Here is a 26591-nt window from a genome sequence, read left to right as displayed (position 1 = left end):
CCGGTGCGGCTGCGCCCCGGGGGGCGGGGGCCGTACCGGGCGCGGAGCCGGTGGCGGGATCAGAACCAGGAGGTGCCGGAACGGCCGCTGTCCGAGCCGTCGCCGCCGGTGCCGGAGTCGGAGCCGCCCGTGCCGCCCTTGCGGAGGCCGTCGAGGTCGGCCTTGATCGTGTTGACCGGGATGGCGAAGCCGAGGCCGACGCTGCCGGCGGAGGAGCTGTCGCTGGAGGGGGAGTAGATCGCGGAGGGCATGCCCACGATCTCGCCGTTCAGGTTGACGAGGGCGCCGCCGGAGTTGCCCGGGTTGAGGGAGGCGTCCGTCTGGATGGCCTTGTACGAGGTGGTGTTCGAGCCGGTGTCCCCGTTGAACTGCTGCCCGTCGTAGGAGAACGGCCAGCCGCCGCCGCCCTGGCCGCGCTGCGGGGACTGCTGCTGCTCCGACTTCGGTACGTTCACGTCCCGGTCCAGGGCCGAGACGATGCCGCTGGTGACGGTGCCGGTGAGACGGTCGGGGGAGCCGATGGCGACGACCTCGTCGCCGACCCGCAGCTGGTCGGAGTTGCCGAGCTTGGCGGGCTTGAGGCCGCTCGCGCCCTGGAGCTTGATCAGCGCCAGGTCCTTGTCGGGGTCGGTGCCGACGGTCTTGGCGGCGTACTTCTTGCCGTCGCTCATCGTCACCTGGATCTCGGAGGCGCCGCTGACGACGTGGTTGTTGGTGACGATCTCGCCGCCGGCGGTGACCACGATGCCGGAGCCGGTGCCCTGGCCGGAGCCGGTGCGGGTGTCGATCCGCACCACGGAGGGGCTGACCTGCTCGGCGACGCCCGAGACGGTGCCGTTGCTGGACTGGGAGACGTTGGTGCCGTTGAAGCCGCCGCCGGCGGAGCCGTCGTGGCCGAGGAACTGCTGGACGGCTGCGGCCGTCCCGCCGCCGACCACGGCCGCCGCGAGGGCGACGGCGGCGAGCAGCGCGACGGGGCGCTTGGCGCGGGCCGCGTGGGCGGGGGCGGCCGGGGCGGCGGACCCCCAGGCGGCCCAGCCGTTGCCGGTGTGGCCCCCGTTGCCCCCGTTGCCGTTGTCCCCGTTGCCGTCGGCCGGGACGGTCTCGCCCTGGATGACGGGGGGCTGGTGCGCCTCGTGCCAGCCGGGTGCCGGCGCCGGCGGGTACGCGGGCGGCGGCGGGTACGCCCCGGCCGCGGTGTCCTGTGCCAACCGGTCGCGGCCGCGCTGCCAGTCCTCGCCGAAGGGCGGGTTCTGGGCCGGCCGGTTCTCCTGCGGGTACTCGCCTTCGCGGCGGAAGCTCTCGGTCATGTCTCCGACTGTCCCGCCGGATCATGAGAGCTTCCTGAGTCCCGGCTGAGAAGCCCGACAGAACCGCGTATGCCCGATATAAGGAGGGGGGGGATCGTGCGGTGTTCGCCCGGACCTGCCTGGCGATCGGGGCGCTGCTGCTGCCCCTCGCGCCGTCGGCCTGGGGGCCCTCGTCCTCTTCGTGGCCATCAGGGCCCTGACCTGGCCCTGACCTGGTCTGAGAGCCCGGACCTGGCCCTCAGGGCCGGTCCTGACGGCCGCGGGAGGGTCAGCGGCAGCCGCAGGAGCGGCGGATGACCAGGGCCGAGGGGAACTGCTTGAGGCGCTCGCGGCGGGAGCCCGCCACGCGCAGGGCGTCGTCCAGGACGAGGTCCACCGCCGCGCGGGCCATCGCCGGGCGGTCCGAGGCGATCGTGGTCAGCGGCGGGTCCGTCAGCGCCGCCTCCTTGACGTCGTCGAAGCCGGCCACGGCCAGCTGCTCGGGGACGTCGATGCGCAGCTCGCGGGCGGCCCGGAGCACGCCGATGGCCTGGTCGTCCGTCGCGCAGAAGATCGCGGTCGGCCGGTCGGGCCGGGCCAGGACCTCCAGGGCGACCGTGTAGGCGTCGTAGCGGTTGTACGGGGCCTCGATGAGCCGGCCCTCCACCGAACGGCCCGCTTCGAGCATGGCCCGGCGCCAGCCCTCGACGTGGTCGGCGACCGGGTCGCCGACGGACGGGGTGTTCTCGACCCCGCCGATGCAGGCGACGTACTCGTGCCCGTGCTCCAGCAGGTGCCGGGTGGCGAGCTGGGCCCCGCCGATGTCGTCCGTGACCACCGCGACGTCGTCGATCGCCTCGGGCCGCTCGTGCAGCAGCACGATGCGGGCGTCCCACGCCTCGATCTCCGAGGCGGCGCGCTCGCTCATGCCCTGGCTGACCAGGATCAGGCCCGACACCCGCATGCCGAGGAAGGCCCGCAGGTAGTGGACCTCGCGCTCGTCGCGGTAGTCGGAGTTCCCGACCAGGACCATCTTCCCGCGCTCGGCCGCGGCCTGCTCGACCGCGTGCGCCATCTCCGCGAAGAACGGCTGGCGGGCGTCCGGGACGATCATGCCTATGAGGTCCGTACGCCGTGACGCCATCGCCTGCGCGACCCGGTCCGGGCGGTAGCCCAGCTCCTTGATCGCGGCGAGGACACGCTCGCGCGTGGCCGGGGCAACCGGCCGGGGTCCGTTGTTGATGACGTAGCTCACGACGGCGGTAGACGTACCCGCAAGTCGTGCAACGTCATCCCGCGTCACCTTGGCCACGCGCGGCAGTCTACGCGGGGTGACCTACCTCTGGGCAGGGCGTCCTGCCGAGTGGATGGTCACAGGGGATTCCTCCGTCCGGGGGTCCGTGGCGGCCAGGTCGGCGCCCTGCGGCGGGGCCGAGGCCGCCGCCTGCTTCGCCGCGGCCCGTTCCGCCTCCGCCGCCGCCGCCCGTTCCACCTTCTCCGGCGTGACGAAGCGGTAGCCGACGTTGCGGACGGTGCCGATCAGCGACTCGTGCTCGGGGCCGAGCTTCGCGCGCAGCCGTCGTACGTGCACGTCGACCGTCCGGGTCCCGCCGAAGTAGTCGTAGCCCCACACCTCCTGGAGGAGCTGGGCCCGGGTGAAGACCCGGCCCGGGTGCTGGGCGAGGTACTTCAGCAGCTCGAACTCCTTGAAGGTCAGGTCCAGGACCCGGCCCTTCAGCTTCGCGCTGTACGTCGCCTCGTCGACCGACAGGTCTCCGTTGCGGATCTCCATCGGGGAGTCGTCGGAGCCCAGCTGCTGGCGGCCGGTGGCCAGCCGCAGCCGCGCCTCCACCTCGGCCGGTCCGGCGGTGTCGAGCAGGACGTCGTCGATGCCCCAGTCGGCGGTGACGGCCGCGAGGCCGCCCTCGGTCACGACGAGGATCAGGGGGCAGCCCGGTCCGGTGGACCTCAGCAGCTGGCACAGCGACCGCACCTGCGGCAGGTCGCGGCGGCCGTCCACGAGGATCACGTCGGCGCCGGGGGTGTCCACCAGGGCCGGACCCTCGGCCGGGGCGACCCGGACGTTGTGCAGCAGCAGGCCGAGGGCGGGCAGCACCTCGGTCGACGGCTGGAGGGCATTGGTCAGCAGCAGGAGAGAACTCATGCCCGACCACCTGCCCGCGTCGGGTGGTCGTGCACGTGCGGGTGCACGGTTCGCTGGTCCATCACGTCGGTTCCTCCTCGGTCCCGTCGAGGACGTGCGTGGTACTGCTTCGTACGACTGGCCTGGCGTCCGGCCCGGCCCCCGCGCCCTGGGGTCCGGATGGATACCACTGTTCTCGGTTCGTTCAACGTGCTGAAAGCACAAAAGGACCCGGGGGCTACGTTGCCCGGATCCTCTACGCCGCCAGAATAGCCCACCCTCCCTTTCGGGGCCGAGGGCTGCCGTGCACCGCATTCTGTGGTTCCTGCCACGCCTTCCCCCTGCGTATGCCCTGGTTTCACCGGATCGGTGGACCCCCGGAGGGATCCCCGGGCGCACCCGGGGCGCGCTGGCGCACGCCGGGGTGGTGACCCGGAGGGGTCATCATGGAGGCCGACGGTAGAGAGCCGACGGAGCCGACCACGAGAGGAGCTGCAGTGGCAACCGGAACCATCCGCTACTGGGCGGCGGCGAAGGCCGCGGCCAAGACGGCGGAGGAGCCGTACTCGGCGCGCACCCTGGCCGAGGCGCTCGACGCAGTGCGGGAACGCCATCCGGGGGAGCTGACCCGGGTGCTCCTGCGCTGCTCCTTCCTCGTGAACGACGAGCCGGTGGGCAAGCGCCCGCACGATGCCGTCCTGCTGACCGAGGGGGGCACCGTCGAGGTGCTCCCGCCGTTCGCGGGCGGGTGAGCGGAGACCATGAGCACTCCCGAAGAACAGCAGCGGGCCGCGCAGGAGGACCCGTACGGGACCCAGACCTGGCAGTCCGACACCTGGGACACCAGCTACCAGCCGGTCCAGCAGCCGGTCCAGCAGCCGGTCCAGCAGCCGGTGCACCCGCCGTTGGGCGCCGTGCCCGGGCAGCCGGTGGCGCCCGAGGGCTGGTTCCGCGACGAGGCCCCGGCCGTGCCCCAGCCCGCTCCCCAGGGCCCGCCCGCGCAGCAGTGGGCCGCTCCGTCCGGCGCCGTACCGTGGCCGGACGGCACGGGGGCCGGCGTGGGTGCCGGTGGCGGTGCCGCCGAGCAGACCGCGTATCTGCCGCCGGTGCAGCAGCACCAGCAGCAGCACCAGCAGCACCAGCACCAGCAGCACCAGCAGCAGCAGTCCCCGCAGTTCCAGCAGCCCCAGGTGCAGCCGCAGCCGGTGGCGCCCGAGGGCTGGTTCCGCGACGAGGCCCCGCAGGCCCAGGCCCAGGCCCCGCAGGCCCAGTCCCACGGCCGGCACGCCGCGCCGGACCGGCAGCGGGCCGAGCCGTGGCAGCAGCAGTCCCCGGTGCCCGGCGCCGCAGCGGAGACGGCCTACCTCCCGCCGGTACGGGAGCCCGCGGCCGCGCCGTGGCCGGGTGCTCCGGGTGCCGACGCCGCCGCCGAGACGGCGTACCTGCCGCCGGTACGGGAGCCCGCGGCCGCGCCGCAGGCTCCGTGGCCGGGTGGTCCGGGGGTCGGAGCCGACGCCGCCGCCGAGACGGCGTACCTGCCGCCGGTACGGGACACTGCCGCCGAGCAGACCGCGTACCTGCCCCCCGTCCAGGCCCAGGCGCCGCAGCCGCAGGCCTGGGACACCGAGCGGACGGCGTACCTGCCGCCGGTGACGGAGGCCGCCGCCGAGCGGACGGCCTACCTGCCGCCGCAGCCGCCCGCCCCCGACGCGGCGGCCGAGCGGACGGCGTACCTGCCGCCCGTGCCCTCCGCCGCCGCGGCCCCGCAGGCTCCCGCGTCCGTGCCCGGAGGCCCGGAGGCCGAGTACTCCCCGCCCACGCTGGGCGGGAACACCCTGCGCGCCGTCGACCCGGCCCAGGCCCGCGCCGAGGGCCGGTCGCCGATCATCGACCCCGGTCCGCAGTCGGCCCTGCTGACCGCCGGCCTCGGGCTGCTGCTGGCCGGGGCCGCCGTGCTGGGCCCGTACGCCCTGCTCCTGCCGCTGATCGCCCTCCAGGCGCTCACCGCGGCCGGCTGGTTCCGCCTCAACGGCATGTGGCCGGCCCGCCAGGGCATCGCCCTCGCCTTCGCCGGGGCCGTGGTCGCGGACGGCGCGGTGCTCGCGGTGGACCGGCCGTACGGCCCCGGCGCCATCATCGGCACCATCGGGGCCTGGGTGCTGCTCACGCTGGTGCTCCAGCTGCGCAGCCACGCGGACCCCGACGAGCGGATGTACGGACTGATGGCCTCGGTGGCCTCCGCCGCCCTGGCCATCGTGTGCGCGGGCTTCCTCGCCGCCGACGGGGAGGCGGTGAGCGTCGGCGCCGCCGCCGTCGCCGTCGCCGTGTTCGCGCGGGCCCTGCCGCTGCCGACCGCGCCCTCCGTCGGCGTCTCGCTGGCCGCCGCGGCCGGTGCGGGCATCGCGGTGGGCGGACTGACCGGCATCGGGGCGGGCGGGGCGCTGCTCGGCCTGGCCGCCGGGGTCTGCGCGCTGGTGGGTCTGCGCGTGGCCGCGTACGACTACCCGTCGAAGTTCGTCCACATGACGGCCGGTGTCGCGCTGCCGCTGGCGGTCGCCGCGCCCGCCGTCTACCTGCTGGGCCGGGTGGTGGGCTGACGGGGTCCCGACGGCGGACCATGGTCCACTAGAACGCACGTACCGATAAGTAGGGGGAGGGTCCGTTGCGTTTCCTGCGCTTCGTACTGATCGTCGGAGTGGTTCTGGGGGCCCTGTTCGTGGGCGCGGACCGCTGGGCGGTCGGCTATGCCGAGAACCGGCTCGCCGACCGCCTCCAGGCCCGTCAGGGGCTCGCGGGGAGCGTGGAGGTGAACATCCACGGCTTCCCGTTCCTGACCCAGGCGCTCAGCCACGACCTGGAGCGGGTGGACCTGAAGCTGAAGGGCGTCGACGCCGCCGCCGACGGCCGCAAGACGCGTCTGACGGAGCTCGACGCCAGCTTCCGCGAGGTGAAGCTGAACGCCGGCTACAGCGGCGGCACCGCCAAGCGGGCGGAGGGCACCGCGCTGATCTCCTACGCGGACCTCACCGAGGCCTCCCAGAGCGGGGTGAACCTCACCTACGGCGGCGCGCCGGGCAAGGTGAAGGTGACCGCGACGGTGGAGGTCCTCGGCAAGCGCCTGACCCGTGACGTGGTGTCGACCGTCACGCTGGTGGACGCGAACGACGGGAAGAACGGGAAGGTCGTCAGGGTCCGCGCGGAGTCCGTGCCGGGCGAGGGGATACCGGGCATCGAGAGCCTGGTCCGCAAGCGGACCGACTTCGACCGCCGCATCGACGGGGGTCTGCCGTCCGGGCTCGGCCTCACCGGGCTGACCTCCGACGCGGAGGGCGTACACGTCACGCTGAGCGGCACGGACGTGGTGCTGGCCGGATAGTGAGACGACCCGGTCCGACCTGCAGAAGGACGGGCCGTGCGAAGAGCCCCGGGGGCCGCGAGGCGGCCGTCCGGGGCTTTCTCATCCCGCCATGCGGACGATCCTGTCTCGGAATATGACACGCCGGTGACAGGGCGGCTGATTCGTCCCTACGATCCATGGCTATGAAGCATCAGCAGGCGGACCTCACGAAGCGGCGGGCAGTAGACCTGTGTCGCGTCGCCGCCATGCTCTGTCGCTCCATTTGAGCGGTGTGAGCCTTCCGCTCCACCGGCCGGACGACGGCCCTTCATCCGCGGCGTGACCGCCCCCGCTTCCCGCCTCCTGCCCCCTGTCGCTCCCCGCGCAGGTCCCGAGCGCGCCACCCGGAACGGCACGTACGCACCAGCACCGCCCCGCAGCTGCACTGCACCAGCACCGCCCCGCCGCACACTGCCCCGGAGGAGAACACCATGAGCCGCAGCGACGTCCTCGTCGACGCCGACTGGGTCGAGGCCCACCTGAACGACGCCAACGTCGTCATCGTCGAGGTGGACGAGGACACGTCCGCGTACGACAAGAACCACATCACCAACGCCGTCCGGATCGACTGGAAGAGCGACCTCCAGGACCCGGTCCGCCGCGACTTCGTGGACCAGGAGGGCTTCGAGAAGCTCCTCTCCGCCAAGGGCATCTCCAACGACGACACCGTCGTCCTCTACGGCGGCAACAACAACTGGTTCGCGTCCTACGCCTACTGGTACTTCAAGCTCTACGGCCACCAGGACGTCCGCCTCCTCGACGGCGGCCGCAAGAAGTGGGAGCTCGACTCCCGCGACCTGGTCGACGGCAAGGACGTCCCGAACCGCCCGGCCACCGCGTACAAGGCCAAGCCGCAGGACAGCTCGATCCGCGCCTTCCGCGACGACGTCGTGGCCGCGATCAACGTCCAGAACCTGGTCGACGTCCGCTCGCCCGACGAGTTCTCCGGCAAGCTGCTCGCCCCGGCGCACCTTCCCCAGGAGCAGTCGCAGCGCCCCGGCCACGTGCCGAGCGCCCGCAACATCCCGTGGTCGAAGAACGCCAACGACGACGGCACCTTCAAGTCCGACGACGAGCTGACCGCCCTGTACCAGGCGGAGGGCGTCGACCTCGACACGAAGGACACCATCGCCTACTGCCGCATCGGTGAGCGCTCCGCGCTCACGTGGTTCGTGCTGCACGAGCTCCTGGGCCAGGAGAACGTCAAGAACTACGACGGCTCCTGGACCGAGTACGGCTCGCTCGTCGGCGTGCCGATCGAGCTCGGCCCCAACAAGTAATCCCGCCGGAGGCCCGGGCACGCGACGCCCGGCGCCCCGTAGCAGCAGAACCTCTCTAGGACAGGACAGAGAACATGTGTGGAGCACAGATCGGCGGGCCCGACCTCGCGACGCTGAAGCCCGGTGAGACCGCGATCCAGGGCCAGGTGACCAAGGACGGCGAGCCCGTCAGCGGATACGTCCGCCTGCTGGACTCGACCGGTGAGTTCACCGCCGAGGTCCCGACCTCCGCGACCGGCCAGTTCCGCTTCTACGCGGCGACCGGCTCCTGGACGCTGCGCGCGCTCGTCCCGGGTGCCCAGGCCGACCGTGCCGTCGTGGTCGCCGAGGCCGGCGGCGTGACGGACGTCGCGATCGCGGTCTGAACGACCGCCAGCTGAACCGGCCGAAGGGCCGCACCCCCGGGGGTTGGACGCCACTGGACCGGGGTGCGGCCCTTCGTGCCGTCCGGACCCTTGCACCGGCGGGGGACGGCCCTACGCTGGAGGTATGTACGCCCGGCGCCGGCGCGCCTACTTCCTGCTGATGGGCGGATGCCTGTTCCTCTTCGTCTCCGCCTGGTCCTTCGTGCGCCTGTTCTCCGTGGAGGCGGCGGTGGCGATGTGCGTGGTCGCCATGGTCATCCCGCCGGTCGCCGCGATGGTCGCGAACCGCCGGGGCCCCGACGACCGCTGGTGGGACGACCCGTCCGGCGATCCGAAATCGGACGAGTGGTGGGACGAACTGGACGGAAAACGGCGCCGCGAGGACTGAACGCGTCCGGAGACAAGACCGTAATAAAGATGCGCACAACTGCTCCCCCCTCGAAGGTGTCTCCGGTGTGCGCGGGTAAACGAACCCGACGCCTCCAGTCCTGTGGGGGACCCCTTTGGAACACGAGCACGATCCGGCTCCTGACGCGTGCCCGCCCCGGCGCCGGGGCCGCACGACCCTCCTGATCGCTGCCGCCGTCGTCCTCGGCGCCCTCGCCGGCACCGCCACCGGCTACGCGGTCCAGTACGACCGAGACCCCACCCCGCTGCCCCCGCTGGCCCAGCAAAAGCTGGACACGCCCAAGGCGCTCGCGCCGGACGACACCACGACGTGGAAGACGGTCAACGCCAACCGCTGGCACAAGACCGACGGCGACCTCACCGAGCTCCTGATCGAGGTGCCGGCCGGGGCGAAGGCCGAGGACAGCGGCTACGACAGCCTCGACTCCTTCGCGACAACCTTCGGAACGCCGGACGGCGCCCTGCGCAACTTGTCGAAGGACGGCTTCCGGCGCCTCGCGACGACCGTCTGGAGGCAGGACGACATCCGTGTCGAGGTGCGGCTGGTGCAGTTCCGCGACTTCTCCGGCGCGAACGGCTACCAGAGGGCGCAGAGCGGCTACATGCGCTTCGAGAGGAACGCGGGCAACGACGGCGTAGCCATCCCCGGCGTCCCCGCGGAGCTCGGGCACGTCTGGGTGGCGTCGAAAACCCATGAGGAGCCGGGTTCCGCCCCGATCCGCGAGGGCCGGGCCATCGTCCGTCGCGGTGACATCGTTCTGGACCTCTTCTACGTCGACACGCGCGGCGGCCGGATAGCCGAGAGCGATGTCATCGACCTGGCCAAGCGACAGCTGGAGCGACTGTGACCGAGCCGCAGACCGGGACGACCCCGGCACCCGAGGCCCCGGCCGACCCGGCCGGAACCCCGCGGACGGGTGGCCGTAGGACGACGGTCACTCTCACGGCCGTGGCTGTGGCCGCGCTCGCCCTCGTCGGCGGCGGGGTCTGGGCGTCCTCCGCCCTCGCGGACGCCGACCGGACCGCGCCGACCGCCTACTGGGTCGAGGCGGGCGGGAAGCTGCCCGAGGTCAAGAAGCCCGAACCGGTGCCCGAGAGCGCCTTCTCGGGCAAGCTGCTCCCCGTTCCCTCCGGCTTCGCTCCGGGGCCCGACCTCGCGGGCGACGGGAACAACTTCTTCGTCTCCGGGGACAAGGCCACCGAGGGCTTCAAGGAAGCCCGCAAGGGCCTGTCGAACTCGGAACGCAAGAAGCGCGACGACATGCTGGCCGACCTCAAGCTCAAGGGCCTGGCCGGGCGGAGCTACACCGGTGACAGAGGGCTGGTGGTGGAGATCCGCATCATGCAGGCCGACCCGCGGGCCGTGGGGGCGTTCGCCGAGGTCTCCAAGAAGCTCCTCGACCTCATCGGCGATGACCGCGACGCGCCGAAGGTGGACGGCTTCCCGGACGCCAAGTGCTCTCTGCTGGCCGTGGGCGAGGAGAAGCAGGAGAGGATCGACTCCCTCTACTGCGTGGCCGTCGAGGGCGACGTGATGGTCAATTTCCGCGCCTACGGACCCAAGGACAGCTTCTCGAAGTCCGACGCCGCGACGTTCCTCAAGAACCAGCTGACCCACCTGAAGTCCCCCGGGGAGTCCGTGTGACCGAGCAGAACGCCCTCGGAGCCCCCGCGGCCCCAGAGGCACCCGAGCCCCCGCCGGCCCCCACCGAGGGCCCCGTGGCGCCCGCGCCCCCCAAGGACCGCCGCGTGCTGCGCGCCGTCCTGCGCTGGAGCGCGGCCGTCCTCGCCTTCGGCGTCGCCGGCACGGGGGCCGCCTACGGCCTGGTGCAGCCCGAGCGCACCGACATCCCGGGCCTGTCGACCCGGTCCGACGGCCGCTGGGCCTACCCGGCGCTGGGCAAGCCCACCCTGCCCCCCGGCGCTCCGGTGCCCTTCGCCCCGGACAACGCGGACGGCATCCACTATGCGGGCCTGACCCAGCTGCTCCTGCCCGCCCCGCTCGGATCCACCCCGGACCCCGCGCTGAAGCCGGAGAAGGACTCGGCCGTGACCGTGGACACCTTCCTGGAGGAGTACGCGGCCGACGCGCGCGCGAAGATGAAGCAGGACTTCACCGACGACGGGCTGCGCCAGATCGTGGGCCGTGGCTGGACCACCCCGGACGGCGTCCGGACCCGGGTCTACCTGCTGCGCTTCCACGCGTCGGGCTTCGCGGACACCTTCAAGGGCTGTGGCACCGGGATGAACCTGAACGGCGTCAGCCAGATGCGGTGGGACGACGCCTGGGACGAGGCCCGCACCGCCAACAGTGCCCCGCCGGCCGACGGCGTGAAGGTCCTGGAGGAATCCGTCCCGTTCGGTGACGAGCAGATCAGGGCCGGCTGCGTGCAGTCGGGTGACGTCCAGGCCGTGATCCTGCAGAGCCGCAAGGGCGCGGCGCCGGCCGTCCCCCTGCACCAGGCCGTGATCCTCCAGGGCCAGCTGCTGGGCTGACCATCCGGGGGCGGGGCCGGTACGGCCTACCTCCTACGGTGTGCCGGTTCCCGGGCCAGTAGGCTTGGGGACCGGCCCGTACACCGCACCGAATCCTCCGAGGAGCACACCGTGCTTGAGGCAGTCTTCACCTCCCTGCTGGTCCTGGTCTGCGTCGGCGTCACGGCCTTCACCGGCCTGGCCGTCAAGAAGCTGTACCAGGGTCAGCGCTGAGCAGCAGCCGACCGGCCGACCGCCCCGGAACCCCTCCCACAGATCGCCTGAGCAGCCAACCATGATCCAGATCCCGTCCGACCTGAACCCGGGCCTCGTCCCCCTCGCCTTCCTCCTCGGCAACTGGGAAGGCGCCGGCGTCTTCGACTTCCCCGGTGAAGAGAAGTGCAACTTCGGCCAGGAAGTCGTCTTCAGCCACGACGGCCGGGACTTCCTGGAGTACACCTCCCACACCTGGGTCCTCGACGCCGAGGGCAACAAGGTGCGCCCGCTGGAGTCCGAGTCGGGCTACTGGCGCATCGACGCCGACCGCAAGGTCGAGATCGTCATGGTCCGCGACCAGGGCGTCGTCGAGGTCTGGTACGGCGAGCTCGCCGACCAGAAGCCCCAGATCGACGTGGTCACCGACGCGGTGGCCCGTACGGCCGCCTCCGGCCCGTACAGCGGCGGAAAGCGCCTCTACGGGTACGTGAAGAGCGACCTGATGTGGGTCGGGGAGAAGGCCACCCCCGAGGTCGAGCTGCGCCCCTACATGTCGGCCCAGCTCAAGAAGGTCGTCACCCCGGAGGAGATCGCCGACATGGCGCGCAACCTCCCGGAGCTCCCCGAGGACGGCATCGCCTTCTTCCGCTGAGCCCGCTGAGCCGCTGCGCACGATGATGAAGGAAGGGGACCGCGGCCTGGCCCGCGGTCCCCTTCCCGCGCTTACACTGGCCGGGTGGCGACCACCGACTGGAAGACCGACCTGCGGCAGCGCGGCTACCGGCTGACACCGCAGCGCCAGCTCGTGCTCGAAGCCGTCGACGCCCTCGAACACGCCACCCCCGACGAGATCCTCGTCGAGGTGCGCAAGACCGCCTCCGGGGTCAACATCTCCACCGTCTACCGGACCCTGGAGCTGCTCGAAGAGCTGAAACTGGTCTCGCACGCCCACCTCGGGCACGGTGCCCCCACGTACCACCTCGCCGACCGGCACCACCACATCCACCTGGTGTGCCGCGACTGCACCGAGGTGATCGAGGCCGACCTCGACGTCGCCGCCGAGTTCACCGCGAAGCTGCGCACCACCTTCGGCTTCGAGACCGACATGAAGCACTTCGCGATCTTCGGCCGGTGCGCGAAGTGCGCCGCCGAGCGCCCTCAGTGAGGACACCGGCGGGGTCGTAGGCTGGGTGTCATGACCAGCAGCCCCTTGCTCCACCTCAGCGGCGCCGTACCGGCCGAAGGCCGTGACGAGGGCGTCGCCGCCCACTACGGAGAGCTCTACGGCGAACAGCGCGCCCTCGCCGACGGCCGCGGCTTCGTCGACCTCTCCCACCGCGGGGTCGTCACCGTCACCGGACCGGACCGCCTCGCCTGGCTGCACCTGCTGCTCACCCAGCACGTCAGCGACCTCCCGGCCGGCCAGGCCACCGAGGCGCTGATCCTCTCCGCCAACGGGCACATCGAGCACGCCCTCTACCTCGTCGACGACGGCGAGACCGTGTGGGCCCACGTCGAGCCCGGCACCCAGGAGGCGCTCATCGCCTACCTGGAGTCGATGAAGTTCTTCTACCGCGTCGAGGTCGCCGATCGCACCGACGCCTTCGCCGTCGTCCACCTCCCGGCCGGCTCCATCGCCGAGATCGCCGCGGAACACCCCGTGCGCGAGACCGCCCACGGCCGTGACGTGTTCCTCCCGCGCGACGGACTGGAGGCCTTCGCCGCCGCGCACGGCCCCGCCGCCGGACTCCTCGCCTACGAGGCCCTGCGCGTCGAGGCCCACCGGCCCCGGCTCGGCCTGGAGACCGACCACCGCACCATCCCGCACGAGCTGGGCTGGCTCGGCACCGCCGTCCACCTCCAGAAGGGCTGCTACCGCGGCCAGGAGACGGTGGCCCGCGTCCACAACCTGGGGAAGCCCCCGCGCCGCCTGGTCTTCCTGCACCTGGACGGCTCCGAGGTGCTGCTCCCGCCGCACGGCGCGCCCGTACGGCTCGCGGCCGACGGCGAGGAGGGCCGTCAGCTCGGCTTCGTCACCACCGCCGTGCGCCACCACGAGCTCGGGCCCATCGCCCTCGCGCTGGTCAAGCGGAACGTTCCGGTCGACGCCCCGCTGCTGGCCGGGAACACGGCCGCCGCGCAGGAGGTCGTCGTAGCGCCGTAGCGCCGTAGCGCCGTAGCGCCGTAGCGCCGCGTGGCGTGTGGCGTGGCGCGCCGGGCCGTGCGCCGGGAAGCGTCCTAGATGTCGATGACGATGGTGAACGGGCCGTGGTTGGTCAGCGAGACCCGCATGTCCGCGCCGAACCGGCCCGTCTCCACCGTCGCGCCCAGCGCCCGCAGCTGCGCCACCACCTCGTCGACCAGCGGCTCCGCCACCGGGCCGGGCGCGGCCGCGTTCCAGGTGGGGCGGCGGCCCTTGCGGGCGTCCCCGTAGAGCGTGAACTGGGAGATCACCAGCAGCGGCGCGCCCACGTCGCTGCAGGACTTCTCCGCCTCCAGGATCCGCACCGACCAGAGCTTGCGCGCCAGCAGCGCCGCCTTCTCCGGAGTGTCGTCGTGGGTCACCCCCACCAGCACGCACAAGCCCTCGCCGACGATCTCGCCGACCGTCTCGCCCGCCACGACGACGCTCGCGCCGTCCACCCTCTGCACCACTGCTCGCATACCACCTGTGTACCAGGCGTGCACCCGTCCGGGGCCGATCGGGTGGAGTGGGACTGCGTCCACACCACACGGAGTGGCACCATGCACGCAGGCGGTGCCCCCAGCACCGGTCGAGGGGACGGACACGTTCACATGAATATCCCTGGTACCTCCGTACCTGTACCCGCAGCACCCGCAGTACCCGTGCCACAGGCCGCCGCACCGGCGGCCCGGCCACCCGCGCAGCGGACCGGCGACCCGGGGCCGACCACCCCCGCCACCGCGCTCGGCCTGCCCGAACTGCGCGCCCTGCGCCGCGACGCCCAGCGCGACGAGGCGGACCTGAGCTACGTGCGCAGACTCCTGCAGGGCCGCATCGACATCCTGCGCGCCGAGCTCGCCCGCCGTACGGACCCCGAGGCGCCGGTGGTGGACCGGCTGTCGGAGATCCTGGCCGACGCCCCCTCCAGCCGCAGCGCCTCAGCCCGGCACGTCACGCTCGGCACCCCGCACAACGAGGAGTTCCGGCTGCTGGCGGCGGAGATGCTGTCCGAGGTCGAGCTGTCGGACCTGGCCGCGCGCACGGACGCCGAACTGCACGACGCGATGGGCCGGCTGGTCGGGTACGAACAGCAGGTCTCGCGGCGCCGGCAGCAGCTCCAGCGCACGGCGGACGACTCCAGCGCGGAGATCACCCGCCGCTACCGGGAGGGCGAGGCGCAGGTGGACGACCTGCTGGCGTAGCGGCCGGACCCGGCCCCCCCCGGCAGGCCCCCGGGCACCCCGTCGGCACCCTCCGCCCCACCAGCGGAAATTCGGGCGACCCGGCGCGGTACGGCCGTTAGCGTGGCCGGTTATGAGTGCTGACGTCCGGCCGATCGCCGCATCCGAACTTCCCGACTGGCTGACCACCCTCAACACCGGATTCCTCACCCCGGCCACCCCGACGGAATCCGATGTGGCGCAGCGCGCCGCCCACCGTGACCTCGCCCGCGTGCAGGGCGGCTTCGACCCCGTCACCGGCCGCTGCGTGGCGACCTTCCGCTCCTTCACCCAGGAGCTGACCGTGCCCGGCGGGGCCACCGTCCCGTGCAGCGCGGTCTCCAACGTCACCGTGCTGGCCACCCACCGCCGCCAGGGCCTGCTGACCCGCATGATGGCCGCCGAACTCGCCGCCTCCCAGGCCCGCGGCGACGTCCTGGCCACCCTGATAGCCGCCGAGTACCCGATCTACGGGCGCTACGGCTTCGGGCCCGCCGCCTCCCTCGCCGAGTGGGAGATCGACGTCCCGCGCACCGGGCTGGACCGGCACCGGCCGCTCCCCGCCGACGGGAGCCGGATCGACCTCGTCGACGCCGCGGAGGCGCGCCGGGTGGGGCCCGCCCTGCACGAGCGGCTGCGCGCGACCGCGCACGGCACGATCGGGCGGGACGACCGCTGGTGGGACCTGGTGACCGGGCTCGCCCAGATGTCCCACCGCCCCTACAAGCAGAAGATGTTCGCGGTGTACCGGACGCCGGACGGCGAGGTGGCCGGACTGGCCGCCTACCGGGCCGACGACCACTGGACCGATGCGAAGGTCCCGCAGCAGACCCTGTACGTCACGGACCTGATCGCCGTGACCCCGCGGGCGGAGCGGGCCCTGTGGCACTTCCTGTGCTCCATCGACTGGGTGCTCAAGGTCCGCACCGGCTACCGCGCCCCCGACAGCCTCGTGCCGGACCTGCTGCCCGACCCGCGCGCGGCCCGGCTGGTGACCGCCGCCGACTTCCTGTGGGTGCGCGTGCTGGACGTCGTACGGGCCCTGTCCGCGCGGACGTACGCCGTGCCCGGGACCCTCGTCCTGGAGGTCGCGGACCCGGACGGCCCGGCGGGCGGGCGCTACCGGCTCGACGCGGGCGCCGGTACGTGTGTCCGTACGGAGGAGCCCGCGGACCTGCGGCTCGACGTGTCCGCGCTGGGCGCCCTGTACCTCGGCGACGCCTCGGCGGTCAGGCTGGCCGAGCTGGGCCGGGTGGCCGGGGAGCGGCCGGGCGCCGTGGAGCTCGCGGACGCCGTCTTCCGCACCGCGCGCAGGCCCTGGTGCCCGGACATCTTCTGATCCTCCGCTCTGACACCATCGTGAGAAACCAGGAGAAGAGTGACGTGTTGACGATCGTGGAACGGCTGCGCGCGGCGGGCTGCGTGTTCGCCGAGGAGGAGGCGGACCTGTTGGTCGCGGCCGCCACCGACGACGGCCACCTGGCGGACCTGGTGGCCCGCAGGGCGGGCGGTGAACCGCTGGAGCACGTCGTGGGCTGGGCGGAGTTCTGCGGGCTGCGGGTGGAGGTGGGCGCGGGGGCCTTCGTGCCGCGCCGGCGCAGCGAGTTCCTGGCCGAGGAGGCGGTGGCGCTGGCCGGGCCCGGCGCGGTCGTGCTGGACCTGTGCTGCGGGGTCGGCGCCCTCGGGGCGGCGGTGGCCTCGCAGGTGCCGGGCGGGGTCGAGCTGCACGCGGCCGACATCGACCCGGCCGCGCTGGCGTACGCCCGGCGCAACGTGGCCCCGTACGGCGGCGCGGTCTGGGAGGGCGACCTGTACGGGGCGCTCCCGGCGGAGCTGCGCGGGCGGGTGGACGTCCTCGTGGTCAACGCCCCGTACGTGCCGACGGAGGAGATCGGGCTGATGCCGTCCGAGGCCCGCGACCACGAGCCGCTGGTCTCCCTCGACGGGGGCGCGGACGGGCTCGACGTGCACCGGCGGGTGGCCGCGGACGCCGTGCGGTGGCTGGCCCCGGGCGGCCGGCTGCTGATCGAGACCAGCGCCCGGCAGGCGCCGCTGACGGCGTCCGCCCTGACGTCGGGCGGGCTGGCGGTGCGGGCGGTCACCTCGGAGGAGCGGTACGCGACCGTGGTCATCGGGACGGCCCCGGCCGCGGGCTGACCGGGGGCGGCGGGCTGAACGGCGGCCGGGTACCGGGGGCCGGGGGCCGGGGCCGGGGTCCCGGGGTCCCGGCCCCAGGGCCTCTTCCGGTCCTCGGTTCCCGCGTCTCAGCCCACGCGTTCCGCGAGGAAGGCCTCCCAGGTCCGTTCCCCCACGACGGCGCCGTCGAGGGAGAGGTTGACCCCGGCGCGGTAGGCGCGGCCGACCTTGCCGGGCATCCGCACCGGCAGCGTCGGGCGGCGCCGGCCGTGGGCCCGGAGGTAGTCGCGGGTGAGGTCGCCGAGGCCCAGGACGGCGGGTCCGGCCAGGTCGGGGACGAGCCCGGCGGGCTTGCCGAGGGCCAGCTCGACGAGCCGCTCCGCGACGTCGCGGGAGTCGACGGGCTGCCAGCGCAGGCCGCCCGGCACCGGGACCACGGGCAGTCCGGCCAGCTTCCCGGCCACGGTGAAGGCCAGCTCGTGGAACTGGGCGGCGCGCAGGATCGTCCACGGCAACCCGGAGCCGGAGACGGCCCGTTCGGCCTCCAGCTTGGCCCGGAACCAGCCCAGGGGAACGGTGTCCGCGCCGATCACCGAGATCAGGACGAGGTGGCGCACGCGGGCCGCCTTCGCGGCGCGCACCAGGTTGCGGGCGGCGATGTCGTCGCCCTTGGCCCCGCCCGCGAGGTGCAGGACGGTCTCCACGCCCTCCATGGCGGCGTCGACGCCCCGGTCCGCGACCAGGTCCCCGCTCGTGTACGCGACCCCGTCCGCGGCCTCGCGGGCGGTACGGGTCAGCACGCGCACGGGGTGTCCGGCCGCGCGCAGCAGCGGGACGACGAGGCTGCCGAGGGTGCCGGTGCCGCCGGTGACCAGCAGCGGGCCGTGGGGTGCGTTCGTCTCGGTCATCCGGTTCATCTCCGATCGGTGGACCGGGAGTTGGCCTCCCGGCTACAACCCCGTCCGGGTGAGTGGGGTCTACTGCACTGACCCGCAGTGAGGAAGGAATGTGACACGTGGACGGAAGTTCTTCGCCGACGCCCCCGGTGATGCCCCCGGTGGCGGCCTCGTTGGCCGAGCGTTTCGAGGAGCACCGCAGTCATCTGAGAGCGGTGTCCTACCGGATGCTCGGCTCGCTGAGCGAGGCCGACGACGCGGTCCAGGAGGCGTGGCTGCGGCTGGACCGTACCGGCGCGACCGAGATCGAGAACCTCGGCGGGTGGCTGACGACGGTGGTCTCGCGGCTGTGCCTGAACCTGCTGCGTTCGCGCGAGCAGCGTCGTGAGGACCCGATGGAGCGGGCGGAGACCCGGATCCCGGACCCGCTGATCGGTTCCGAGCGGCGGATCGACCCGGAGCAGGAGGTGCTGCTGGCCGATTCGGTCGGGCTGGCGCTGATGGTGGTGATGGAGTCGCTGTCGCCCGCCGAGCGGCTGGCGTTCGTCCTGCACGACATGTTCGCGGTCCCGTTCGACGAGATCGCCCCGCTGATCGAGAAGACCTCGGCGGCGACCCGGCAGCTGGCCACCCGTGCCCGGCGCAAGGTGCAGGGGCAGGCTCCGGCTCCCGATCCGGACCTCGCGCGCCAGCGGGAGGCGGTGGACGCGTTCTTCGCCGCAGCGCGGGACGGGCGGTTCGAGGCGCTGGTGTCCGTACTCGACCCGGACGTGGTGCTGCGTTCCGACGGTGGTGCGGGCGGTGCCCTCACCGTCGTGCTCACGGGTGCGCGGACGGTCGCGGGCCAGGCGGTCACGTACGCCTCGCTCGTCCCGTTCGTCCGCCCGGCGCTGATCAACGGCGCCGCGGGTGTCGTGGTGGTGCGCAAGGACCGGGCCGTGTCGGTGATGGCCTTCACCGTCGTCGGCGGGAAGATCGTCGCGATCGACGTGCTGTCCGACCCGGAGCGGCTGGACCTGCTGGACCTGACGGCCCTGGACCCGCAGGGCTGAGGACGGGCCGCCCGCCGTCCCCGCCCGGGTCTCAGGCGACCAGGGCGAGGACGGCGACGGCGGGGGCCGCGTAGATCATCGGGAAGACGGCGTGGGCGTAGGCGCGGGCCCGCAGGACGGTGATGACGGCGCCGGTGAAGTAGAGGACGAGGCCGATGGCGGCGGCGATCCCGATGGCCGGGACGGCGAAGCCGACGAGGAGGCCGACGGCCCCGGCGGCCTTGGCGGCGCCGAGCAGGTTCCAGATGCTGCGCGGGACGCCGTACTCGGCGAGGGGCTCGACCACGAACTTGGCGCGGAAGAAGACCGAGGCCCCGGAGAATCCGGCCATGAAGGCGGCGATCAGGGTGACGACGGTGGCGGTGGTGGACATCGGGGGCTCCTTCGGGGCGGTGTCTCGTTCGTTCGACATCCCTTTGACCCGCGCCGAAGTACGGATGTGACAGCTTCCCGGAAAAACTTTCGGCGGGTGCCCCGGCGGGTACGCCGGAGGGTCTTCCGGGGCACCCGCCGGCCCGGTCAGCGGTGGCGGCCGAGGACCTCGGCGACCCGGATGAACCCGTCCGCCCCGTGGCCCAGCCCGATGGCCCGCCGGGCCGTTCCCTCGGCGGCGCGCATCACGCCCGCGTCGATGCCGTGCGCCTCCGAGGCGTGGACGATGTGGGCCATGCTCGACACCGCCGAGGTGAGCGGGTTGCCGTTCCCGGAGAAGCCGCCGTCGTCGAAGTCCGCCGCGGTCTCCGCGAACAGCGGCGGCAGGATCGCGCCGATGCCCTGGGCGAAGGGGGCGAGTTCCCGCGCGGTGACGCCCTCGGCCCGCGCGAGCGCCACGGCGTGCGCGTAGCCCGCCATCGCCGTCCAGAAGACGTCCAGCAGTGCGATGTCGTAGGCGGCGGCCCGGCCGATGTCCTCGCCGAGGTGGGTGTGGGTGCCGCCCAGCGCCTCCAGCAGGGGGCGGTGTTCCAGGTAGAGGTCCCGCGGGCCGCTGTGGATGTACACCGAGGCGGCGGTGCCGATGGTGGTGGTCGGGGTCATGATCGCGCCGTCCAGGTAGCGGATGCCGTGGCGGTCCGCCCAGGCGCCCGTCTCCCGGGCCCGGTCGGGGGTGTCGGCGCAGAGGTTCACGAGGGTGCGCCCCTTGAGGGCGCGGGTGACCGGTTCGGCCCGCAGGACGGCGTCGGCCGCGTCGTAGTTCACCACGCAGATGACGCTCAGCGCGCCGGCGGCGACGGCCTCCTCTGCCGAGGAGGCGCCCACGGCCCCGCGTTCGACCAGCTCCTGGTCGCGGCCGGGGGTCCGGTTCCAGACGGTGACGGACAGGCCGGCGTCCAGGAAGGCGCGGGCCAGGGACCGGCCCATCGGGCCCAGGCCGAGGACGGTGACGGCAGACTGCATGGTGGAACTCCCTCTGGAGCAACGGGAACAGACAGGAAAAGGGGCGAAGATGACGCGCAGCCGGGCCTCGGACCCGAACGTCTGCGGGGTGACGGCGGCGATCGCCGTGATCGACGGCAAGTGGAAGACCGCGCTGCTGTGGCTGCTGGAATCCGGTCCGCGGCGGCCCGGCGAGCTGCGCCGGCTGCTGCCGGGGCTGACCGAGAAGGTGCTGACCCAGGCGCTGCGCGAGATGGAGACCGACGGCCTGGTGCACCGGGAGGTGCACGACGTGCTGCCGCTGAAGACCGAGTACTCCCTGACGGGGTTCGGCCGCGAACTCTCCGAGGCGCTGGGCCCGGTCTCCGACTGGGGCCACCGCCGCCTGGAGCGGCTCACCGAGGCCCCCGAGGACCGCTCGGCCTCGTAGGGCCGCTCGGCCTCGTAGGGCCGCTCGGCCTCCTGGGCCCGGTTGGACCCCTGGCCCGTTGGATCCCGGCCCGGCTCCCTCTCCTTTCTGCGTCCGGGCCGGCCGCTCGTGACAAGCCTCGCCCGGACGGCGGGCGCGGCCAAGTACCCACAAAAAAGTGGGTGCCGGGGACACTGGGAGCTATTGCAAGCATCCGCTTGCAATAGTTAGCAAGGTGCGGCAGGATCGTGGCATGGCATCGCTCAACGTCGGAAACCTCGGCGAATACCTCCGCGAGCAGCGGCGGCAGGCCCAGCTCTCGCTGCGGCAGCTCGCCGACGCCGCCGGGGTGTCGAATCCGTACCTGAGCCAGATCGAGCGCGGGCTGCGCAAGCCGAGCGCGGACATCCTCCAGCAGCTGGCCAAGGCGCTGAGGATCTCCGCGGAGACGCTGTACGTGCAGGCCGGGATCCTCGACGAGCGGGACCGGGACGAGGTGGAGACGCGCGCCGTCATCCTCTCCGACCCGTCGATCAACGAGCGGCAGAAGCAGGTGCTGCTCCAGATCTACGACGCGTTCCGCAGGGAGAACGCCCTGGAGGAGGACGGGACCGGGACGGACGGCTCCGCCGCCGCCGCGGGTTCCGCTCCGGCTTCCGCTCCCGCTCCGGGCACGGAATCCGGACCCGGCGCCGACTCCGACACCACCGCGGTGCCCCCTACGAACTGACTGTGATCCGGGAGGACCAGCACATGGCCATCGCCGATGACCTGAAGAAGACCCTCACCGACCCCACCCCCCTCTACTTCGCCGCCGGTACCGCCGACCTCGCCGTCCAGCAGGCGAAGAAGGTGCCCGGCCTCATCGAGCAGCTGCGCGCCGAGGCCCCCGCGCGCATCGAGGCCGTGAAGAACGCGGACACCAAGGCCGTGCAGGAGAAGGCCAAGGTCGCCCAGGAGGCGGTCACCGCGAAGTTCACCGAGGTCCTCGGCGCGATCGACCCGAAGAAGCTGGGCGAGACCGCCCAGGACCTGGCGCTGCGCGGCGTCGGCGTGGCCGCCGAGTACGCCGTACGGGCCAAGGAGACCTATGACAAGGTCGCCGAGCACGGTGAGCAGGCCGTACGGTCCTGGCGCGGCGAGGTCGCCGAGGAGATCGTGGACATCGCCGCGGCCGTGGAGCCCGAGGCGTCCGAGCCGCAGGCCGCGACGGAGGGCGAGCCGGCCGCCGGGGCGTCCACCGGGGCGTCCGCCGAGGCGTCCACCGGGGCCGAGGAGAAGCCCGCCGCGAGGAAGACCACCGCGCGCCGCGGCACGTCCGGCACGGCCAAGAAGGCCGCCGCCACGTCCGGCGACGAAAGCTGATCGACGCACCGCGGACCGGGCACCCGAGCGGTGCCCGGTTCGTTGTCGTTTGGGAAAGGGACTCCGGCGGTAGCGTGGAGTCAGGTGTGCCCGAGGTGAGAAGGCGGTCCGGACGATGCTGATGCAGGGGTTCAACAACGGGGTGCTGCCGTTGCTCGGCTACGCCATGCTGGCGATCGCCGTGGTGGCCTTCGTCTTCGCGGTGATGGCGCGCGAGGACGCCTACCGGGCCGCCGAGAAGCAGACCAAGACGTTCTGGTGCGTCATCCTGGGCGTCACGCTCCTGGTGGACTTCTTCCTCGGGATGCTGTTCCTGCAGATCGCGGGCCTGGTGGCGAGCATCGTGTTCATGGTCGACGTGCGCCCCGCCCTCAAGCAGGTGTCCGGTGGCGGCCGTCGCCGGGGCGGCAGCAGCAGCGACGGACCGTACGGCCCGTACAACGGCGGCCGCTGATCCGTCCGCTCCCTGACGACCGGGCGGATCAGCCCGCCGCGCGGGAGAGCAGGACCACCGCCACGTCGTCGGTGAGCTCCCCGCCGTTGAGGCGGCGGGCCTCGGTGACGGAGGCCTCCAGGAGGCCCTCGCCGCTCAGGCCGCGCTCCAGGTGGCGGTTGATCATCTCGACCATCCCGTCCTGGCCCAGCCGTTCGCGGCCCTCCCCGATACGGCCCTCGATGAGGCCGTCGGTGTAGAGCATCAGGCTCCAGGTGCCGCCCAGGTCGACCTGGCGGCGGGGCCAGCGGGCCCGGGGCAGCAGTCCCAGCGCCGGGCCGCTGTTCTCGTACGGGAGGAGCTCCGCGCGGCGGCCCGGCCTCGATATGAGCGGGGCCGGATGGCCGGCCAGGCACAGACCCGCTCGGCGGCCGTCGGGGGAGATGTCCACGGTGCACAGCGTCGCGAAGATCTCCTCGCAGGGCCGCTCCACCTCCAGGACCTCCTGGAGGGTGGCCAGCAGGTCGTCGCCGCACAGCCCGGCCAGGGTCAGCGCGCGCCAGGCGATGCGCAGCTCGACGCCGAGGGCGGCCTCGTCGGGGCCGTGGCCGCAGACGTCGCCGATCATCGCGTGGACGGTGCCGTCGGGGGTGCGGACGGCGTCGTAGAAGTCCCCGCCCAGCAGGGCCCGGCTGCGGCCGGGCCGGTAGCGGGCGGCGAAGCGGAGGTCGGAGCCCTCCAGCAGGGGAGTGGGGAGCAGGCCGCGTTCGAGACGGGCGTTCTCCTGGGCGCGCAGTTTCGATTCTGCGAGCTTGTACTGGGCGATGTCCGCCCGCTTTCTCTCCACGGCGTAGCGGATGGCCCGGCTCAGGAGCCGGCCGTCGAGCTCGTCGCGGAAGAGGAAGTCCTGGGCACCGACGCGGACCGCCTCGGCGGCGCGGTCGGCGTCCGCCTCGGCCGTCAGGACGAGGACCGCGTGCCGCGGGGCGAGGCGCAGGACCTGGCGCACGACGCTGAGGCCGTCGTCCTCGGCGTCGGCGGCGGAGCCCGTAGCGGAACCGGCGGCGGAACCCGTGCCGGAACCCGTGCCGGACGGGGCGAGGCCCAGGTCCAGCAGGACGCAGTGCACGTCGGGCGTCAGCAGCCGCGCGGCCTCGGTGAGGTTGCGGGCGCTGCGCAGCCGGATGCGGTGGCCGTCGGCGTCGAGGATCTCGGGGACGGTGAGTCCGCCCGCCGGGTCGTCTTCTATCACCAGCAGGGTGAGTGACGCCGGGGGTGCGGTGGCGGTGACCGGCGGCGCGGCCGCCGCACCGCTCTCCGCGACCGGGATCTCCCTTTGCCGCGGTACGGGTACGGCCATCGTTTCCGGTTCCTTCCCTCCCCCCGAGGGTGCGCTCATGCGCAGACCCTAGCGGGCGGGTGGCGGCGAGCGGAATGGCGATCGGGGCGGGGGTGGGGGAGGGCCTCCGTCATATGCCCTTATCGCGGGGGATGCCGGGTTCCCGGGATGACCAACGTCACCACCCCCGTCCGCCCGCCGGGACCCCCACCACCGATCCCGGAACCGGCCCCTACGGCCACCGGCACCCCGCCACCCCGCCACCCCGGCAGGGCCTACCCCTGGGACGGGGCCCGTCCGGGACCGGACCGCAGCGCAGGCGGGGCCGGAGCCCGGGGCCGCCGGCCCCGCCCCGGGGTCGCGGACCGGCCCGGGGGCGTGACACCGGCCCGGGGGCGTGACACCGGCCCGGGGCCTCGCGGGGGCGCGGACCGGTCCGGGGGTGTGCCCCCGGATCCGGGACCGCCCGGCCAGGGCTTACGCGTCGGGGCGGACCACGGCCTTGATCGGCATCGAGCCCGCGCCCGCCATCGTGATGGTGCGCCCGGGGCGCGGGGCGTGGACCATCGCGCCGTCACCGACGTACATGCCGACGTGGCTCGCGTCGTCGAAGTAGATGATCAGATCGCCGGGCCGCATGTCCTTCAGCGCCACCTTCGGCAACAGCCGCAACTGCTCCTGCGAGGTCCGCGGGATGGGCCGCCCGGCCGCCAGCCAGGCCTGCGAGGTCAGCCCGGAGCAGTCGAACGAGCCCGGTCCGGCCGCGCCCCACTCGTACGGCTTGCCCATCTGCGCCGTGGCGAACTGCACCGCCCGCTTCCCGGCGTCCGTCGCCGCGCCCTTGACGTCCTTCATCGCGCCCGACGACAGCCACGCCGTCTGCGCCTTGTACTGAGCCTCCTGCTCCAGCTGGATCAGCCGGGCCTTCTCCTCGGCCGCCAGCCGGCTCTCCAGGGCCTCCGCCGCCTTGATCTTGTCCTCGATCTCCTTCTTGGCGGCTTCCTGCTTGACCCGGTTCTCCTCCATCTTCTGCCAGAGCGCGCCCGCGTCCTTGGCGTACCGCTCCAAGTCGGTCTGGGTCCGGTTCAGTTCGGACAGCAGGTCCGTCGTGGCCTTCTCGCCCTGCCGCAGCCGGCCCGCGCCGTCCAGGTACGCCGACGGGCTGTCGCTCAGCGCCAGCGCCGCGCCCGGCGGCAGCCCGCCCGAGCGGTACTGGGCGCGGGCGGCGGCGCCCGCGCGGTCCTTGAGGCCGGTGATCCGGTCCTGGCCCGCCACCACCAGCTTGGCGATCTCGACGATCCGCTCGGACTGCGCCTTCGTCTCGCCCACCGCGAGGTTGTACGCGTCCGTGGCGGTCCCGGCCTGCCGGTAGAGGTCCTCGATCTCCTTGCGGACCTGGTCCAGGGACTTGCCCTCCGGCTCGGGAGCCGGCGCCGCCGGCGCCGCGGGAGCCGCCGGCGCGGCGTACGCGCTGCCGACCGCCAGCCCCGGGGCCGTCAGTATCGCCATCGCGCACAGCAGTGCGAGAGCGGACACTCCCTGCACGCGCGACGAAGCTCGCTTCGCGGTCCCCATGACTCCCCCAGCCGCCCCGCGCCAGACCGGACATCACCCGACATCAGATCTGACTATTCATCAGTAACTTGGCACTGTCACCGGGATGGTGCCACGACTCGGTGAATTCCAACACCCTCCGGATGCCGTTCCGATCATGACCGCCCACGTCTCGCCCACCCCGGACGACTCAACGGACGGCTTCCGCCACCCGTTCCCCGCGCGCCGACATTCACCCCGCCGGGCGCAACGCCTCCCAGCGCACGGTCAGTTCCCCCTGCCGCCACCGCCCCGGACCGTCCGCCAGCGGCCAGTCCGCCGCCAGCGCCCGCGCCGTACGGATCCACCGCTGCCGCGCCCCGTACGAGGCGTACGGGGCCGCCGCCGCCCACGCCCGGTCGAAGTCCCGCAGGAAGGCGTGCACCGGCTCACCCGGCACGTTCCGGTGGATCAGCGCCTTCGGCAGCCGCTCCGCCAGGTCCGAGGGGCGCTCCAGGGAACCCAGCCGGGTCGCGAACGTCACCGTGCGCGGCCCCTCGGGCCCCAGCGCGACCCACACGTGCCGCCGCCCGATCTCGTCGCAGGTCCCCTCCACCAGCAGCCCGCCCGGGGCCAGCCGTGCGCAGAGCCGCTGCCAGACCTCCGCGACCTGCTCCTCGTCGTACTGGCGCAATACGTTCGCCGCGCGGATCAGGGCCGGGCGCTCCCCGCCCTCCAGCGGCACCTCGAAGCCGCCGTGCCGGAAGCTCAGCCCCTCCCGCTCGTACGGCTTCGCCCCCGTCACCCGGGCCGGCTCGATCTCGATGCCGACCACCCGCACCCGCGGCGCCGCCTCCCGCAGCCGCGCCAGCAGCTCCACCGCCGTCCAGGGCGCGGCCCCGTACCCGAGGTCGACCGCCACCGGAGCGTCGGCGCGGCGCAGCGCCGCCCCGTGCGAGGCCGCGATCCAGCGGTCCATGCGCCGCAGCCGGTTCGGGTTCGTGGTCCCGCGCGTCACGGTGCCGACAGGGCGCTTCGGGGGCGGCGGAGTGCTGCGGGAGACCATGCGCCGAGCG

Annotated in this window: 31 protein-coding genes; 21 read left to right on the top strand and 10 right to left on the bottom strand. The window is 73.3% G+C overall.

Annotated elements, in window-relative coordinates; translation table 11 throughout:
* Positions 1 to 59 precede the first annotated feature (59 nt).
* From OG295_RS15690 to OG295_RS15680, 3 genes are all read right to left on the bottom strand, one after another.
* On the bottom strand, positions 60 to 1310 hold the full coding sequence (locus OG295_RS15690; protein ID WP_371677443.1) for a S1C family serine protease: 1251 nt from the start codon (positions 1308 to 1310) through the stop codon (positions 60 to 62).
* Between the two features lie 268 nt (positions 1311 to 1578).
* Entirely contained in the window at positions 1579 to 2601 is a 1023-nt protein-coding gene (locus OG295_RS15685; RefSeq protein WP_030232265.1) for a LacI family DNA-binding transcriptional regulator, read from the bottom strand.
* Between the two features lie 24 nt (positions 2602 to 2625).
* Positions 2626 to 3453, bottom strand: coding sequence for a response regulator transcription factor (locus tag OG295_RS15680; RefSeq protein WP_371677442.1), 828 nt, complete (start codon positions 3451 to 3453; stop codon positions 2626 to 2628).
* 476 nt (positions 3454 to 3929) lie between these two features.
* On the opposite strand from OG295_RS15680, the gene OG295_RS15675 reads away from it, so the two are divergent.
* The 13 genes from OG295_RS15675 (at position 3930) to OG295_RS15615 (ending at position 13737) form a co-directional block, all read left to right on the top strand.
* Positions 3930 to 4184, top strand: a complete 255-nt coding sequence (locus tag OG295_RS15675; RefSeq protein ID WP_030718384.1) for a MoaD/ThiS family protein — start codon at positions 3930 to 3932, stop codon at positions 4182 to 4184.
* Between the two features lie 453 nt (positions 4185 to 4637).
* Complete coding sequence (locus OG295_RS15670; protein ID WP_371681207.1) at positions 4638 to 6029, top strand: hypothetical protein; 1392 nt, start codon at positions 4638 to 4640, stop codon at positions 6027 to 6029.
* Positions 6030 to 6094: 65 nt separating this feature from the next.
* Complete coding sequence (locus OG295_RS15665; protein ID WP_371677441.1) at positions 6095 to 6808, top strand: DUF2993 domain-containing protein; 714 nt, start codon at positions 6095 to 6097, stop codon at positions 6806 to 6808.
* Positions 6809 to 6966: 158 nt separating this feature from the next.
* Entirely contained in the window at positions 6967 to 7056 is a 90-nt protein-coding gene (locus tag OG295_RS15660) for an Ms5788A family Cys-rich leader peptide (RefSeq protein ID WP_351033174.1), read from the top strand.
* Positions 7057 to 7260: 204 nt separating this feature from the next.
* Positions 7261 to 8109, top strand: a complete 849-nt coding sequence (locus OG295_RS15655; protein WP_356212979.1) for a sulfurtransferase — start codon at positions 7261 to 7263, stop codon at positions 8107 to 8109.
* 74 nt (positions 8110 to 8183) lie between these two features.
* Complete coding sequence (locus OG295_RS15650) at positions 8184 to 8474, top strand: DUF1416 domain-containing protein (protein ID WP_030030422.1); 291 nt, start codon at positions 8184 to 8186, stop codon at positions 8472 to 8474.
* 124 nt (positions 8475 to 8598) lie between these two features.
* Positions 8599 to 8862, top strand: coding sequence for a DUF3099 domain-containing protein (locus OG295_RS15645; protein ID WP_371677440.1), 264 nt, complete (start codon positions 8599 to 8601; stop codon positions 8860 to 8862).
* Between the two features lie 115 nt (positions 8863 to 8977).
* Entirely contained in the window at positions 8978 to 9730 is a 753-nt protein-coding gene (locus tag OG295_RS15640) for a hypothetical protein (RefSeq protein WP_371677439.1), read from the top strand.
* A 101-nt stretch (positions 9731 to 9831) separates the two neighbouring features.
* Entirely contained in the window at positions 9832 to 10527 is a 696-nt protein-coding gene (locus OG295_RS15635) for a hypothetical protein (RefSeq protein WP_371677438.1), read from the top strand.
* Positions 10524 to 11378 (top strand): hypothetical protein, encoded by an 855-nt coding sequence (locus OG295_RS15630; RefSeq protein WP_371677437.1) that lies wholly within the window; start codon positions 10524 to 10526, stop codon positions 11376 to 11378. The genes OG295_RS15635 and OG295_RS15630 overlap by 4 nt, the downstream gene beginning before the upstream one ends.
* Before the next feature lie 274 nt (positions 11379 to 11652).
* On the top strand, positions 11653 to 12225 hold the full coding sequence (locus OG295_RS15625) for an FABP family protein (protein ID WP_030232302.1): 573 nt from the start codon (positions 11653 to 11655) through the stop codon (positions 12223 to 12225).
* Between the two features lie 84 nt (positions 12226 to 12309).
* Positions 12310 to 12738 carry a Fur family transcriptional regulator gene (locus OG295_RS15620; RefSeq protein ID WP_266840638.1) on the top strand — a complete coding sequence of 143 codons (429 nt, stop codon included), beginning with the start codon at positions 12310 to 12312 and terminating at the stop codon, positions 12736 to 12738.
* 30 nt (positions 12739 to 12768) lie between these two features.
* A complete protein-coding gene (locus tag OG295_RS15615; RefSeq protein ID WP_371677436.1) occupies positions 12769 to 13737 on the top strand; it encodes a folate-binding protein YgfZ in 969 nt (322 codons plus the stop codon).
* 74 nt (positions 13738 to 13811) lie between these two features.
* On the opposite strand, the gene dtd is transcribed toward OG295_RS15615, so the two are convergent.
* Entirely contained in the window at positions 13812 to 14237 is a 426-nt protein-coding gene (dtd, locus tag OG295_RS15610; protein WP_214939324.1) for a D-aminoacyl-tRNA deacylase, read from the bottom strand.
* Between the two features lie 132 nt (positions 14238 to 14369).
* Here dtd and OG295_RS15605 point away from each other — a divergent pair, with 132 nt between their 5' ends.
* From OG295_RS15605 to OG295_RS15595, 3 genes are all read left to right on the top strand, one after another.
* Positions 14370 to 14960 (top strand): AmfC protein, encoded by a 591-nt coding sequence (locus OG295_RS15605; protein WP_371677435.1) that lies wholly within the window; start codon positions 14370 to 14372, stop codon positions 14958 to 14960.
* Between the two features lie 112 nt (positions 14961 to 15072).
* The gene (locus OG295_RS15600; RefSeq protein ID WP_371677434.1) at positions 15073 to 16317 is read left to right on the top strand and encodes a GNAT family N-acetyltransferase; all 1245 of its coding nucleotides are present in this window, start codon (positions 15073 to 15075) and stop codon (positions 16315 to 16317) included.
* Positions 16318 to 16364: 47 nt separating this feature from the next.
* Complete coding sequence (locus OG295_RS15595) at positions 16365 to 17135, top strand: putative protein N(5)-glutamine methyltransferase (RefSeq protein ID WP_371681206.1); 771 nt, start codon at positions 16365 to 16367, stop codon at positions 17133 to 17135.
* A gap of 107 nt (positions 17136 to 17242) precedes the next feature.
* Here the strand turns inward: OG295_RS15595 and OG295_RS15590 are convergent, their stop codons facing one another.
* Positions 17243 to 18022, bottom strand: a complete 780-nt coding sequence (locus OG295_RS15590; protein ID WP_371677433.1) for an SDR family oxidoreductase — start codon at positions 18020 to 18022, stop codon at positions 17243 to 17245.
* A 140-nt stretch (positions 18023 to 18162) separates the two neighbouring features.
* Here OG295_RS15590 and OG295_RS15585 point away from each other — a divergent pair, with 140 nt between their 5' ends.
* A complete protein-coding gene (locus tag OG295_RS15585) occupies positions 18163 to 19062 on the top strand; it encodes a sigma-70 family RNA polymerase sigma factor (protein ID WP_371681205.1) in 900 nt (299 codons plus the stop codon).
* A 31-nt stretch (positions 19063 to 19093) separates the two neighbouring features.
* Here the strand turns inward: OG295_RS15585 and OG295_RS15580 are convergent, their stop codons facing one another.
* Positions 19094 to 19435: a DoxX family protein gene (locus OG295_RS15580; RefSeq protein WP_371677432.1), complete on the bottom strand. Its 342-nt coding sequence runs from the start codon at positions 19433 to 19435 to the stop codon at positions 19094 to 19096.
* Positions 19436 to 19581: 146 nt separating this feature from the next.
* Positions 19582 to 20457, bottom strand: a complete 876-nt coding sequence (locus tag OG295_RS15575; protein ID WP_371677431.1) for an NAD(P)-dependent oxidoreductase — start codon at positions 20455 to 20457, stop codon at positions 19582 to 19584.
* Between the two features lie 49 nt (positions 20458 to 20506).
* Between OG295_RS15575 and OG295_RS15570 the strand changes: the two genes are divergently transcribed.
* The 4 genes from OG295_RS15570 (at position 20507) to OG295_RS15555 (ending at position 22664) form a co-directional block, all read left to right on the top strand.
* Positions 20507 to 20866, top strand: a complete 360-nt coding sequence (locus OG295_RS15570) for a winged helix-turn-helix transcriptional regulator (protein WP_371677430.1) — start codon at positions 20507 to 20509, stop codon at positions 20864 to 20866.
* A 232-nt stretch (positions 20867 to 21098) separates the two neighbouring features.
* Positions 21099 to 21575 carry a helix-turn-helix domain-containing protein gene (locus OG295_RS15565; protein WP_371677429.1) on the top strand — a complete coding sequence of 159 codons (477 nt, stop codon included), beginning with the start codon at positions 21099 to 21101 and terminating at the stop codon, positions 21573 to 21575.
* A gap of 23 nt (positions 21576 to 21598) precedes the next feature.
* The gene (locus OG295_RS15560; RefSeq protein ID WP_371677428.1) at positions 21599 to 22210 is read left to right on the top strand and encodes a hypothetical protein; all 612 of its coding nucleotides are present in this window, start codon (positions 21599 to 21601) and stop codon (positions 22208 to 22210) included.
* 115 nt (positions 22211 to 22325) lie between these two features.
* A complete protein-coding gene (locus OG295_RS15555) occupies positions 22326 to 22664 on the top strand; it encodes a DUF2516 family protein (protein WP_371677427.1) in 339 nt (112 codons plus the stop codon).
* A 28-nt stretch (positions 22665 to 22692) separates the two neighbouring features.
* On the opposite strand, the gene OG295_RS15550 is transcribed toward OG295_RS15555, so the two are convergent.
* The 3 genes from OG295_RS15550 to OG295_RS15540 form a co-directional block, all read right to left on the bottom strand.
* Positions 22693 to 24042 carry a PP2C family protein-serine/threonine phosphatase gene (locus OG295_RS15550; RefSeq protein ID WP_371677426.1) on the bottom strand — a complete coding sequence of 450 codons (1350 nt, stop codon included), beginning with the start codon at positions 24040 to 24042 and terminating at the stop codon, positions 22693 to 22695.
* A 417-nt stretch (positions 24043 to 24459) separates the two neighbouring features.
* Positions 24460 to 25557 carry an NlpC/P60 family protein gene (locus tag OG295_RS15545; protein WP_371677425.1) on the bottom strand — a complete coding sequence of 366 codons (1098 nt, stop codon included), beginning with the start codon at positions 25555 to 25557 and terminating at the stop codon, positions 24460 to 24462.
* 211 nt (positions 25558 to 25768) lie between these two features.
* Positions 25769 to 26581, bottom strand: a complete 813-nt coding sequence (locus tag OG295_RS15540) for a class I SAM-dependent methyltransferase (RefSeq protein ID WP_371677424.1) — start codon at positions 26579 to 26581, stop codon at positions 25769 to 25771.
* Between the last annotated feature and the right edge of the window lie 10 nt (positions 26582 to 26591).

Origin of the sequence: Streptomyces sp. NBC_01276, from assembly GCF_041435355.1 — a bacterium.
In the GTDB taxonomy this organism is placed as follows: domain Bacteria; phylum Actinomycetota; class Actinomycetes; order Streptomycetales; family Streptomycetaceae; genus Streptomyces.
This window is presented reverse-complemented; position numbering and strand designations above follow the sequence as displayed.